This window comes from Enterobacter hormaechei ATCC 49162 (genome assembly GCF_001875655.1).
Lineage (GTDB): Bacteria > Pseudomonadota > Gammaproteobacteria > Enterobacterales > Enterobacteriaceae > Enterobacter > Enterobacter hormaechei.
Window position 1 is genome coordinate 2,829,673 of the sequence record NZ_MKEQ01000001.1, and the last position, 13,550, is coordinate 2,843,222.

The following is a 13,550-nucleotide window of genomic DNA, read 5'->3' on the forward strand; positions in this document are numbered from 1 at the left end:
CATGACAACAAAACCTGTGCTGGGTATTAGCGGATGTTTGACCGGCTCCACCGTGCGCTTTGACGGCGGGCATAAGCGTATGGGCTTTGTGATGGATGAGCTGGCTCAGTGGGTGACGTTTCGCCCGGTGTGCCCTGAAATGGCGATCGGCCTGCCTACGCCACGTCCGGCGCTGCGTCTGGTGATGACCACCCGCGGTGAGACAGAAATGCGTTTCAGCAAAGCGCCGCACGATGACGTCACCGAGAAAATGGCCGAATTTACCGCCAATTATCTGCCGAAAATCGGCGATCTGTCTGGTTTTATCGTCTGTGCAAAATCGCCAAGCTGCGGCATGGAGCGCGTGCGGCTGTATGACGAAAACGGCAACCGGGGCCGCAAGGAGGGTGTCGGGCTGTTCACCGCCGCCCTCCTTGAAACCTACCCATGGCTACCCGTCGAAGAAGACGGTCGCCTGCACGATCCGGTACTGCGGGAAAACTTTGTCGAGCGCGTATTCGCCCTCCACGAACTGAACGTCATGCGTAAAAATGGCCTGACGCGCCGTGCTCTGCTGGACTTTCACAGCCGCTATAAGCTTCAGCTTCTGGCGCACCACCAGGCAGGCTATCGTGAGATTGGCCCGTTCGTGGCATCGCTGCACGAGTGGGACGATCTGGAAGCGTTTTTCGTGGCGTATCGCGAAAAGCTAATGACTATCCTGAAAAAACCCGCTTCGCGGAAGAATCATACGAATGTGCTGATGCACATTCAGGGCTATTTCCGTAACCAGCTTAACAGCCGCCAGCGCGGAGAACTGCGTGATGTGATCCTGCATTACCGGGACGGGCTGCTGCCGATCCTCGCGCCGCTGACGCTGCTGAAGCATTATCTGGCTGAATACCCTGACCGGTATCTGATGACGCAAAACTACTTTGATCCCTATCCTGATGATTTGGGTCTGCGTCTGGCCGTGACCTGATAAGAAAGAAGCGAAGGCCCCATTGACCCACAGAGGCCCAAAGCTGTACCCCGTTTAGACGACACCCTCACTGTCGTCTTTTTTTTGCGCTTAGCGTAAAATACTGTAATTCTGTACAGGTTAAGCGTGCACAGCGGAGTCCCCCGATGATCAAAAATCTGCATATTCAGAACTACCGCTCGATTCGCGATATGTCGCTTGAGCTGGAACAGCTCAACATCGTGTTCGGCCCCAACGGAACGGGAAAATCCAATATTTATAAAGCGATTTACCTGATGCACAGCGCGGCGCAGGGGCAATTCTCCCAGGCGCTGGCGAACGAGGGGGGAATATTGAAAGTGTTCTGGGCGGGCAAAACCCGCAGCGACCAGCTGCGGCGCATGAACCTGGCGGTGGAAACGGAAACCTATGAATATGAGCTTCAGGTCGGATTCGTGGAAAAGCTGCCCTATCCCTCACAGTTTCAGCTCGATCCGGTGATCAAAGAAGAATCTATCTGGCTTAGCGGACAGCACCGTCGCCCGTCGTCACAGCTGATGAAGCGTAAGAATCAGGCGGTTTTCCTGAACAACGTGCATCACGAAAAAGTGACCCACAGCGGTACGCTGTATGAGAACGAATCGGTGTTCGGTCAACTCGGTGAACCGCACCTCTACCCCGAAGTGTCGCAGATGCGCGAGTCCCTGCGTAACTGGCGCTTTTATCATGAGTTTTCCGTTTCATCCGGCTCGGCGATCCGTGCGCCGCAGGTGGGCTTTCGCTCCCCGGTACTGGCCAGCGACGGCGCGAACCTGGCCGCCGCGTTTCAGACCATTGTCGAAATTGGCGACGAGCTGCTGCTGATGCGCATTCTCGACCAGGCCTTCCCCGGCTGCGTGTTTTACAGCGACAACACCGGCGGGCGCTTCCGCATGATGATGCAGCGCGAGGGGCTGAGCAGGCCGCTGGAACCGGCAGAGTTCTCCGACGGCACGCTGCGTTTTCTGTGCCTGGCAGTGGCGCTGTTAAGCCCGCGCCCTCCCGCCTTCATCGCCCTCAACGAACCGGAAAACAGCCTGCACCCGCAGATGCTGCCCGCCCTGGCAAGCCTGATTGCCGAGGCCAGCCGCTACTCGCAGATCTGGCTCACCAGCCACTCGCCGGAGCTGGCGCATTTGATTGAGAAGCACCGATCGTTTTCGCTGTATCAGCTGTCGATGGCGGAGGGGGAGACGAGGATGGAGAGGCTGGGGTAATTGCCAGGTGGCGCTACGCTTACCTGGCCTACTGGCGAGTACGAAACGTCTTGCGCCACTCCGCCGGGCTGACGCCAAAGCGCGCCTTAAACTGCTGCCGATACGTCACCGCTGATAAAAAACCCACCTGCCCGGCGACGTTTTCGATTGGCAGGTTGCCGGACTCCAGCAGGATCTGGCTGCGCCGCAGGCGCTCGGCGGTAAGCCAGTCGGCAACGCTCATGCCCGTCGCCTTGAAAAAATGGCGGGTCAGCGTGCGCCGGCTCATCGACACCACTTCCGCAAGAGAGTCCAGGTTATGTGGTTCGGAAATATGCTGCTGAAGGTAGTCAATCAGACAGTTGATCCGCCCATCACGGGTATCTTTCGGTACAGGTTGCGCAATAAACTGCGCCTGCCCGCCCTCTCGGTGCGGCGGGACGATCATCCGGCGGGCAATCTGATTGGCGACGACGCTGCCAAAGCGCTGGCGGATAATGTACAAACAGCAGTCGAGCGCGGCGGCGGTACCCGCCGAGGTAATCATATTACCGTCATCCACGTAGAGGGCGTTGATATCCAGTCGGACGTCCGGAAATAGCGACTGGAACTGGCGTTCAAACTCCCAGTGGGTGGCGGCCCGTTTGCCGCTGAGTATGCCCGCATAGCCCAGCACAAACGATCCCAGACACAGCCCAACAATTTCCGCCCCGTTGTCTCTGGCCTGAACCAGGCTGTCGAGCAGCGTCTGAGGCGGGCGCTCCAGAACGTGCTGCCAGTAGGGTACAACCACAATTTCAGCCGATGCGATCGCGGAAAAATCCTGCGTCGCATGCAGGGCAAAACCGTCTTTCGAGTTCAGGAATCCCGGTTTTTCAGCGCAGATCGTGACGTTAAAGCGCTTTTCCCCGGATACCGTGTCGCCAAACAGGATGCAGGGGACGGAGTAGTGGAACGGGCTAAACCCGTCCACCGCGACAATGGCAACGTTAATAAGCGGCATCGGTCTCTCCTTTCCCCTTTAACAGTCAGAATATAACGGTTTCGCCGTCCTGGGGAATGCTCACCGCGTCACCTGCCTCGTTGGCATCAACATACTCGCGCAGCGCGCGGCGGGTCAGCAGGCAGTGGTTAAGAGCTTCCATATGGGTCGCCACGATTTTGGCCTGTGGCAGCAGGAAATGCACGTTAAGCAGATCTTCTTCCCCCATGATAATCGGCCCAAACCCAATGACATGAGCGTAACCGGCGTTGAGCACGACGATATCCGGCTGGTGCTTTTGCAGATCGGCCGCCACCGCATCGCGCCAGATGGTATCCCCTGCGATATAAAGCGTCTTTTCATCGGGATGACGGAACACCACGCCGCAGGCTTCCCCCAGAAACTCTGCCAGCTCCGGCACGGCGTAAGCGCGGTCAGTACCGTGCTGGCCGCCGTGGGTTTTCACTATCCGGATATCGCCGTACGTTGTTTCCCCGGTCATGATCGTCAGGTTGGTAAATCCCTGGCTGCGCAGCAGCGCGGCATCGCTATCATTTTGCACGTAGATCAGCTTGTCTTTGGCGATCAGCTCAACGGCGTACTGATCCCAGTGATCGGCATGAGTATGGGTAACGATCACTGCGTCAGCATCCAGAAGCGTTTGAACGTCAACGGGAAGCTCGACCATCGGGTTGCGAATGTCAGCCCGCGCCGTGCCGGGAAAACCCGGATAAGTGCCTTTTGGCGCCAGCATTGGGTCGATTAAAAAGCGTTTTCCCGCGTAAGTGATCAGTTGGGTGGCATTGCGAATTTGCGTAATGTTCATGGGCTATCCTCCGGTTGGTATAAGAAGGAGAATAGCCCCAAGGTGCCGTTAAGAATGTGGGCTAAAGGGCGATGATCGATGAAATCGGGTCAATCGATAAACCGCTTGCGCACCCTTTCCAGCGGCGCAATCAGCAGATTGATAAGCGGCTTACGATCGATAACGATATCGGCGTTCACCGTCATTCCGCCCATCAGCATGCGCTTTTTCTTGTCCGGGTCGGTAAACCAGGAGGGGACGCGCACTTTAGCCAGGTAATAGTTCTGCCCTTCCTGGAGCGGGATCAGCGCCGAATGGGCATCAATGTTTACCTCATAGAAATCGGACAGTGTTGCCTCCACGGAACCGTATTTATCCACGGGCCAGGAGTCGAAGCGCAGCTTGACCTTATCGCCCTTCGCCACGCGTCCCACCCCCGTGGCGGGCACATACAGATACCCCTCCATCGTCGCCGCGGTATTTTTACGGATCACCACCACCACCTCGCTGTTTTGCGTAATGGCCCGGCCAGGCGGGAAGTTAATCGCCACCACGTAGCCATCCGAAGGGGCCAGCATCGCCATGGTGGAACTTCCCCGGCTGGACAGGTTGCGATCGATTTCGCTGATGCGGTTTTTCACGTACAGCTGCTCTTCGCTCAGAGAGTCAATTTGCGACTGGGTACTGTCGGTCAGGCTGGTTTTGCGTGCCTCAAGTTCAAGGATAGTGCTCTCCTCCAGCGTCAGGTTGAGCTGCGCATTGAGCACATCGTTGTGGCTTTTATCGAGATCCACTTTGGAGACATAGCCCTTCCCGGAGACGGATTTCCACGCCTCATAGGTATCGGTGCTGTTTTTAAGCAGCGCACGCAGCTTCTTCACCTTATCGCGGGACACGGCTATCTGCTTGTCGGTGAGCGTCAGCTGCTGCGCCAGATTTTTGCGGTACGACGCAATCGAGTCCTCAATGGCCTGAATGCGCTGCTCGCTGCGCTTTTTCTCCGCTTCCATCTGCTGGCGGTCAAACTGCACCACCGAGCCCTGCTTGCCGCCATAGTCCTGCGACACGGTAAACAGCGGATCGTTTTCCTTCACGTACTGGCCAGGCCGTACGGCAAAATCCACAAGCGTACCGGACTCTCTGGCGCGGACTTCCACATCGCCCTGCGCCGGGATCAGCACCCCGCGTGCCAGCGTGGTTTCCGAAAAATTAAAGACAATCGCAAAGACCAGCAGGCAGAGAAAAAAGGCGATGAACAAGGTCAGCACGGTTTTCAGCCGTGGCGCGTTGATGTGATAGCTTTTTGAGAAGTGATGCGGGATCAGCGCCCGCCGCTGTCGGCTTCGGTTTTTTAATTTCACGATATGTCATCCATGATAAATCACTGAAAGATCGTCCCATGCACTCCAGAGCGTGGGGGTTTTGCGCAGCGCGTTCAGCGTGTCGGTAGCGGCCAGACGGTAATCCTCTGGCGCATACGCCTGACTCTCCAGCCCAAACTCCGCCGCGTGCAGCGAACAGACCGGCAGCAACGTTCGGACGCTGTAGCCATAGCGCGATAAAAACCGCGTTGAGACATCCGTTAACCACGCCTTTTGATCGCCTGCCTGAGTGGGGAACAGCGGCGCCTCCGGCAGACGTTCGTCCACCAGCAGCACCGTCACCAGGCGATGAGGGGCGAAAAAAGAGCTGGCGCGCCGGCCTTCGTGCGCGGCCATCAGCTTATGCAACGCAGGGTAACGGGTAATAAACTGAAAGCGCACATCGTCTGGCGCGGTGGCGAGCAGCGCATCCATCATCAGGCCAAAGCCCGCCCAGCGCATGCCCAGTAGCAGGGTGCGAGACGAGCTGTAAAATGCCTGCTCCTGCGTCCACTGCGCCACGTACCCGTGAAGATCGAAAAGAACGTTGCGCGCCCACAGCGCGGGCGGAAAGATCTGCTCCACGAAGTTAAACCCGCTCAGCTCATGGGCGTTCTGATGCAGAAAATCAGCCGGGACATCGGCCTCCGGGCAGCGCATAAACTGGCTGTAGTTTTGCGTGATCCGGTTTGCCAGCAGCGTGCGTCCGGCCTGACGCGCGCAGAGACGGGCATAGAGACGCGGCAGAAGCATCATGGCGCATTCTCCCGCAGAGTGCCGTTTTCCATGGTATAGAGACGCCCATGGCAACCCACCACGTCCGGCGAGTGGGTGACAAACACCAGGCCAATCCCCAGGCTTCGCAGGTTCGCCAGCACCTTTTGCGCGGTCGTCTTATCCAGGTTCGCCGTCACTTCGTCACACAGTAGCAGCTTAGGCTGGCTGTACAAGGCGCGCGCCAGAACCAGACGCTGCATCTCCCCGGCCGAGAAAAAGGTGTTCCCCGGCAGCATCTCCGTTTCGTAACCGTGCGGCAGCCGGGCGACGACGTGGTCCACTTCCGCCAGTCGGCACGCGGCAATGACCTGCTCTTTATCCGGCGCGCTGTCAAAGCAGGCGATGTTGTCCAGAATCGAGCCGGTGAAGAGAATATCGTCCGCATGGACGATGCGGATGTGCTGGCGCAGCGAGGAGAGATCGCACTCCTCAATGGGGATCTTATTGATCCGCAGCGTGCCAGACGATGCCAGCAGCATGCCGGAGATCAGACGCAGCAGCGTGGTTTTTCCCGACCCGCTCTGGCCAACAATCACCGCCTCTTCGCCCTGCTTCAGGGTCATATTGATATGCTGTAGCGTGGCCTCCCGGCCAGGATAGGCAAATGAGACATCCTCAAATTGCAGACAGACCGGCGAGGTGACAATCCGCTTCCCAAACTGGCTGGTTTCAGAGGGGGCAAACAGCAGATCGCCCACGCGATCCAGCGGCCCCTTGAGGGCATTTTTGTCCAGCAGCTTCTGCGCCACCTGGACCATGGCATCGGAAAAATAGCGCTTGTAGCTGATATAGGCGTACAGCATCCCGATACTCATCTGCCCTTCCAGGATCAGCCACGCGCCAAAGCAGACCACCAGCAACTGCTCGGCATTGATCACCAGCAGCGACGCCACATCAAAGCGCGCCAGTAACCGCTCTTTACGCATCAGCCCGGCGATGTGTTCGCGCTGGGATTTGTCCATCACCGCATCCCGGGCCTGCTCCATGTTGTTCGCCTTGAGCGTGATGATCCCTTTCTGCGTCTCCACCAGCAGGGATTCATACTGGGCGGTGCGCTCGATGGAGTCATCCACGGCACGCTGATAGGGGCCAATCAGCGAAAAGCGGATCAGGAAAAACACGCCCATCAGCAGCATCGTCAGCAGCGCAATTTTGACGTTATACAGCAGCATAAACAGCAGGCTGGTGACGGCGATCAGGCTGGAAAAGAGAATTTGCACGTAGCCATTGCTGATGAACTCCGCGCAGGCGTGGAGCGATTTCTCGATGGCCAGTACGATGCCCGGCGGGCGCGAGCGGAACCAGCTGGTCTGGGTGCGTAGCATGTAGTGGCGCACGGACTGGCTTAAATCGTCATAGGCAATGTTACGCATCAGGATCTCAAGCAGCTGCTTGAGGAATTTACCGATGACTTCAAAGATAAAGACGATAGCGAAGATGGCGGTGAGCAGGATCACCAGATCGCTGTCGCTGCGGGCAATGGCCTCATCCATAATCAGCTGCACGTAGGTGGGGCTAGCCAGCATGGTAATGAGGGTAAAAATACAGAGCACAAACAGCAGCAGCTGGCGCTGGAACAGGCTCGGGGATTTATTGGCTAACCGGCCAAGCGTGAGTTTTTCATCCGGGGATTTCTTTTCGAAGCACGGCGTGGGCTTAAGCTCAAGCACATAGCCGGAAAAGAGTTTTTCCGCCTCTTTCAGGCGGTAACGACGCACGCCGCTGGCGGGATCGTGTACGGTCACGCTACGGCTGTCGATCTTCACGATAACCACGAAATGGTTGCCGCGCCAGAAGGCGATGAGCGGCAGCTCAGACGTATCTATTTCAGTGATTTCGCCTTTAAGCACCCGGCCAGACATATTTTTATCGCTGGCGAGGGTCATTAATTCCGCCATTGAGGTTCCCGCATCGGCGGAAACGGCAATCTCCCGGCGCAGCTGGCTGACGGAGACATGGTGGTCGTAATGCCCCAACACCATCGCCAGGCAGGCCAGTCCACATTCGGTAAATTCATGCTGGCGTATAACAGGGGTCTTCCCCTGTTTTTTATACTGAAAGAGCGAAAACATAATGATCCGTGGCTGAAATAAAAAAATGGCCCGGCAATGCGGGCCATGCGTACAACGTGCTTCTCGCTTATGCGCTGAAGAAACCACCGATGAAGCCGCCCACCAGGCCGAATACGCCGCCGATGGTGCCGCCCAGCGCGCCTAACATCTGGCTGCCCGCGTTATAGCCTGCGCTTGCGCCCTGAATAGCGGCAGCAAACGGATCCCAGCCACCGATGATGGCCTGTGCTTTTTTGAAATCGATAACTTGCATGAGTCTTTTCCTGTTAACGTGAATTAGTTGTAGCTACCAACCAGCGCGCCCAGGAAGCCCATTGCGCCACCCAGAACTCCGCCAACCACACCGCCAACCATGCCCATGATGCTGGCACCGGTGTCGTAACCCAGCTGTGCACCTTTAACCAGACCAGCGAACGGGTTTAACGCGCCGCCAATAATGTCTTTCGCTTCTGTGAATGAAATCGCTTTCATTTTTTTCTCCTGTTGTGATGGATCTTTAGCGTATTGCTAAAGGCTAATTTCCTTTTATGAAGGAAAGCGGTTGCTACGGGCAGGTGGTCAGCGGAATGATTTTATTGCCATAAATAATCATTCGCCTTGCAGCCTGCCCGGCATTATCTATTTCCAGCCGTTGTCCCGGTGGAATATATTTTGAATTGTTGTATTGCGTACTGCACCCGACCGAGGAAACATATTTAAAATAGGTGTTCCCGGTATTACTCACCACCCCGTTGCTAAACGCATAATCAAAATGTCGTGTCCATGGGCGGACAATCAAAATCGCCTCAAGCGAGACCACCACATCCGACTGGATGCGTTGGCCTTTGCGCGTGATAACCTTTGCCTGGAGCGGCGTCTCGGTGAATTTTACGCGATAATATCGCTCTTTGTTGTCATGCGGGCCGGTATAGTAAAATTTAAAACCCGCGCGCTCACCGCTCCCCAGCGTTAATTGCTTAGGCGAATACATGACTTCGCCGTCTTTTATTTCGGTTTCTTTTCCCTTCTCTTTAGGAACGTCTACCTGAATAAGCGATACAGTATAATTCTGACGTTCACTGGTATCGTTTTTAATAGGCTGAAAAACAACTTCTCTTTCGGGCAGAAAATCAATATTCAGACTTTCGATAATTAAAGCATTTGCCCCTGTGGAAATGAAGCAATTTATTGCAAAAATAGCCAGGAATTTTCCAGTCATGGTTGATTAATTCCAGGATGCACTAACATCTATTCTTCCCTGCGCGGTCACTTCGCCAAACCAGCTATTTCCGTCATAGGTGGTTTTCGATACCGGGTTATCCATAACGAACTGTAAGATCAGCGGGGTTTTCCAGAGCCACATATCGGTCACGCCGGAACTCATTTTGTCCCACTCTTCCGCATGGGTGGCCGGTGCCGGGATCGACAGCACGTCGCCTTTACAGTTGTGCGCCATCAGCGTCTGGCTTTTCCCCACCAGCACGTTGCCCGGAATGGGAACCGTAAAGCCGTTGCCGCTGAAGGCGCAGTAGTCCACCCCATTCAGGCTTTGGGTAGGCCCGGTGACTTTTACCGTGACCGCAATCGCCGCATCTTTTTGCGCCCCGCTGTAGGTGATGGTGTAGGGGATCTCAATGGGCGCTTCGCCGATAATGCCTTTCCCGGAGCCGCCCAGACCGTCAGGATCGAGGGTGTAATCCGGGTTGTCGGGCACAATCTCCAGCCCCGGCTCGATAGGGTTAATCACCAGGCCGCCTCCCGGCTGGAAGCAGAAATCCGCTGCCAGCGAGCTGTTGCCGGGCGTCAGACACAGGCTGACGATATTGCCAATGTTGCTGCCGTCCCCCGCCTGCGCCACGCTCAGAATCAACGCTTTCGGCAAAAAGATTTTAAGGGACGCTTTGCCGCCGTTTTTCTGCGGCGCTGCGAGGAACGTGTTCGCCAGGACGCGCGTATCGCTCAGGATACCGCCGGAGATGCTGTACCAGGTGTTTTCATCGAAGGTCAGCTCGGCGGCAAGGCCGGTGCCGCCGCTCATGTGCGATTGCAGCACGCTGTTGACGCGGGAAGAGGTGAGCGCCAGCCCCCCGTTGTAACCGGAGATATCTTCCCCGACAAACGTGTATTCGAGCAGATCGCATAGCACGCCAGAGACCGTGTTGCGGGTGTATTTCGTGCAGGTGGCCCCCGTTGATCCATCGACAATCGTCACTTCGCCGCTGATCGGGTCAATCCCCAGATTAAGCGCCCTGGCGTTGGTCATGGTCAGCGTGCCCACCTTATGAAGCGTATTGGTGGTGGTCACCTTGTTGATGGAGCTGATTTGCGGCGTGGAGGTGATGGTCACTTCATCCCCTGGCGCGGCGTTGAGCAGATAGTTAAAGAACGGATCGCCCAGTACCCAGCGTCCGTATGACGTGCCAGGCTCCATCACCGGGGGCTTAACCACCATCGACGTGTCGGTATAGCTGGTCGTCGGGGTGTACCCCGTGTTGCCGCAGGACGAAGAACACGCCGTCCCTTTAAAGAACGGCGAGGCGCTGGAGCCGGTCACCGAAAAGTCGATGGTCAGCGCGCTGCCTGCCGGACCGCTGTAGCTGTTGTCCGGGATATAGGTGGCGATACCGTTATTCGCTTTCGCACTCAGGGTCGGCCATTCGCGCGAACCGTGTAAAAACGCCGTGGACGTGCTGTTGAGACTAAACAGTCCCGCGCTGTTTCCCGTACCGTTATTGTCCGGGTTATTAATGGCGAAATAGGGCAGTTCCTGCGCCTGGGCCGCCGCGCTCATCAGCAGCAAATTAAGAGCGAATATCTTTTTCATCGTCACGTTCCTGCGTTCCTTTTGCTTCCTGCCAGACGAAATCGCCTTTGTCGCAGGAGATGTCCCCGAGCCACAGCGCACCGCGGTTAGACTCAATATCCAGGCGCACTTCGCAGACGCTGTCGTCCGGCGTGGCGATACTCAGGACAGGGTTGTTCTTATCAACGTCGATCACAAAGCGGCCGTCGTTTTCCGTCCGGGTCAGCCCGACGTGGTTTTTGATCTGCATGGCGCCAATCGGGGCACCGTTTGCATCCACAAGACGACCAAACAGGGTGACGATTTTCTTCACCTGCGGCTTCATCACCACGGTGTTGCCCGGATAAACGGTGATATGGCGACGTGCATTCGCGCCAATCTCATAGCTTTCCGTACCGGTTTCACTGTTCATCACCTCCAGGTCATAGGCCTGGTAAGCCGGTAGCGACAGCCAGGTTTTATCCCCTTTGATGCGTTCCGCCCGGCCATTAAGCTTCAGGGTCAGCGCTTCATCAGATTTGAGGCCGGTACTGACAATCACCCCTGCGCTTTCGGTCCCTTTCCCGGCGGCGATGGCCTCTTTGGACCAGCCCACGCTGCCGTCACTGGTCAGCGTGGAGTTCCAGCCTTTGCTCATGCCGCTCTGGACGCTAAGGATGTTGCTGTTCCACGGCGTGTCGAAATTCACGCTGCCGCCGCCGCTTACGCTGCGATCCTGGCGGCTGTTAAAGGCTTTCGACACGTTGGCGGTGGCCGACTTCAGGTAGTCGCCCTCAAACTGGCGGCTGGCGCTGACGTTCAATGCTGTGCCGGTATCGCGATTGTGGGAAACGCCAACCGACACGGTATTGCCGAGCGGGATGGCAAAATCGAGCATCACATAGCGATCTTTCTCTTCGTAATACCCGTCGTATTTGTTACGCGACATTCCCACCCGCAGGCGCGCCGTGCCGTAGCGACCGGCGTATAACCCCTGCGAGTAGTCCAGCTGATAACGTTTATAGCGATAGAGGTCATCCTCCTGACGCATCAGGCTCAGGTTGCCCGCCGAGGGCAGACCAAACGACGGCAGGCTAAATGAGGCGCCCCAGGTGTTGCCCTTGCTCTCATAGATATCCAGGAACTTGCCGCTGGAGAGCTGTTCATGGGAGTACCACACCGAACCGATCTGCCACGGCAGGCTAAGATTCGCACCATAGTTGGCGCGGTACGTTCCGTCGGAGGCGGCCATGGTCTGGGTATTCACCGAGAAAGAGTCCGTCAGGCTCAGGGAGGCCCACAGCTCGCTGACGATGTGTTCCCGCATCATGTAGGTGGAGGCATTCCAGTCGACCATCCCGCTGCGCTTGCTGAACGAGGCTCCCACCAGCGACATGGTGTCTTTATGTTTGGTGTCGTAATCGTAGTAGTAGGTGTTGTCCTGCTCGTTTTTGCGTTTCGCGTATTTTTTATAATTGACGACGGATTTATCGCGGCTATACATCCCGCCCCACATCTGCCAGCGCAGCGTTTCCGACACGTTGCTGGAGAAGGGCTTATTCACGGTGTACATGCTGCGCGACACGGTACGGCTTCCGCTCACCACTTCGACTTCGATGCTGTAGATCCCGTAGGGCAGGCTGCTGGTGTCGATCTCATGGTTACCGACGTCAAAGCGCTGAATGCCGATAAGCTGCCCGTCACGACGAATACGGGCCTCGCCCGCCGTGGGGAAATAGACCACCACCGGCGTCAGAGAGAGCGTGTTATCGCGCTTGCGGGAGTTGGCCTGGTTGCCCATGGAAACGCCGTAGACTTCCCCGCCGGAAATCCCGCTGACGCTTGCCAGAGACTGCATCGCCCAGCCGTTCAGCATGCCCGCGGCGTAGCGCATCCCCTGATAGTCACGCTCCCACATGACCGCGTTCATCTGGGTATCGCTACTGCTCTTGTTGACGTAGCCAGAGCCGTCGATCAGCACATGATCAACGCCCATCGAGATCCAGTTTCTCGCGTTCAGATAGCCTGACGACCAGCTGTCGCCGTAGCCGCTCTCGGTGTGATACGCCCCAAGATTGTAGGAGAACGTGCCGCTCAGGTCGTCAGACTCCGGCGCATCAATGTCCACCTCACGCGGGCGAATATTCACCCCGTAATCGCTCCGGGAGAGATTCAGCAACAGGCGCATTTTTTTCTGATCCAGCTCGAACGCGGACCCCGCACTCACCGGAATGCGCATCTGGTCATCAAACTGCTTGTCGTTAATGCTCTGCAATAACGTTCGCATCTCTTTTGACAGACGAATGCCGTTATCAGACTCCTGGACCTGGACGTCCCTTAGCCCCAGCTTCAGATCTTTGGCAAAGAGCGTCACGTCACCGATACGAACATATTTGCTCGCCGTGCCTTCGCGGTTCCCTTGTTGTGCTGAATGTGGACGCGTATTCACCAGATAGACGGGAATTTTGATCCCCTGCTCCAGCAGTGCATAAAGCGAGTCGGGAAAACGGTAATTAGCGATAACCACGGAGCTTGAGGCTGCATGCGCAAGCGCGGGCAGCGTGCCGGATGCGCAAGCCATCATCACCGGCAACACTAATTTATTTTTCACCATGCA

The 13,550-nt window shown here is 56.6% G+C and carries 12 protein-coding genes; 2 read left to right on the top strand and 10 right to left on the bottom strand.

Annotation, left to right across the window (positions count from 1 at the left end; all coding sequences use genetic code 11):
* Nucleotide 1 precedes the first annotated feature (1 nt).
* Both BH712_RS14100 and BH712_RS14105 read left to right on the top strand, forming a co-directional pair.
* Entirely contained in the window at nt 2–961 is a 960-nt protein-coding gene (locus BH712_RS14100; RefSeq protein ID WP_006812461.1) for a YbgA family protein, read from the top strand.
* A 146-nt stretch (nt 962–1,107) separates the two neighbouring features.
* Complete coding sequence (locus BH712_RS14105; RefSeq protein WP_006812462.1) at nt 1,108–2,196, top strand: AAA family ATPase; 1,089 nt, start codon at nt 1,108–1,110, stop codon at nt 2,194–2,196.
* A gap of 28 nt (nt 2,197–2,224) precedes the next feature.
* Here the strand turns inward: BH712_RS14105 and BH712_RS14110 are convergent, their stop codons facing one another.
* From BH712_RS14110 to BH712_RS14155, 10 genes are all read right to left on the bottom strand, one after another.
* Nucleotides 2,225–3,178, bottom strand: coding sequence for a GlxA family transcriptional regulator (locus tag BH712_RS14110; protein ID WP_006812463.1), 954 nt, complete (start codon nt 3,176–3,178; stop codon nt 2,225–2,227).
* Between the two features lie 25 nt (nt 3,179–3,203).
* Nucleotides 3,204–3,983 carry an MBL fold metallo-hydrolase gene (locus tag BH712_RS14115; protein WP_006812464.1) on the bottom strand — a complete coding sequence of 260 codons (780 nt, stop codon included), beginning with the start codon at nt 3,981–3,983 and terminating at the stop codon, nt 3,204–3,206.
* A gap of 89 nt (nt 3,984–4,072) precedes the next feature.
* Complete coding sequence (locus BH712_RS14120) at nt 4,073–5,323, bottom strand: HlyD family secretion protein (protein WP_006812465.1); 1,251 nt, start codon at nt 5,321–5,323, stop codon at nt 4,073–4,075.
* Between the two features lie 6 nt (nt 5,324–5,329).
* Entirely contained in the window at nt 5,330–6,079 is a 750-nt protein-coding gene (locus tag BH712_RS14125) for a hypothetical protein (protein WP_006812466.1), read from the bottom strand.
* Nucleotides 6,076–8,172: a peptidase domain-containing ABC transporter gene (locus BH712_RS14130; RefSeq protein ID WP_006812467.1), complete on the bottom strand. Its 2,097-nt coding sequence runs from the start codon at nt 8,170–8,172 to the stop codon at nt 6,076–6,078. The genes BH712_RS14125 and BH712_RS14130 overlap by 4 nt, the downstream gene beginning before the upstream one ends.
* 67 nt (nt 8,173–8,239) lie before the next feature.
* Nucleotides 8,240–8,425, bottom strand: a complete 186-nt coding sequence (locus BH712_RS14135; protein WP_001196016.1) for a hypothetical protein — start codon at nt 8,423–8,425, stop codon at nt 8,240–8,242.
* 23 nt (nt 8,426–8,448) lie between these two features.
* The gene (locus BH712_RS14140; protein ID WP_000644465.1) at nt 8,449–8,643 is read right to left on the bottom strand and encodes a hypothetical protein; all 195 of its coding nucleotides are present in this window, start codon (nt 8,641–8,643) and stop codon (nt 8,449–8,451) included.
* A gap of 73 nt (nt 8,644–8,716) precedes the next feature.
* Nucleotides 8,717–9,370, bottom strand: a complete 654-nt coding sequence (locus BH712_RS14145; protein ID WP_006812468.1) for a hypothetical protein — start codon at nt 9,368–9,370, stop codon at nt 8,717–8,719.
* A gap of 6 nt (nt 9,371–9,376) precedes the next feature.
* Complete coding sequence (locus BH712_RS14150) at nt 9,377–10,975, bottom strand: hypothetical protein (protein WP_006812469.1); 1,599 nt, start codon at nt 10,973–10,975, stop codon at nt 9,377–9,379.
* A complete protein-coding gene (locus tag BH712_RS14155; protein ID WP_006812470.1) occupies nt 10,953–13,547 on the bottom strand; it encodes a CS1-pili formation C-terminal domain-containing protein in 2,595 nt (864 codons plus the stop codon). Before BH712_RS14155 ends, BH712_RS14150 begins: the two co-directional genes overlap by 23 nt.
* Between the last annotated feature and the right edge of the window lie 3 nt (nt 13,548–13,550).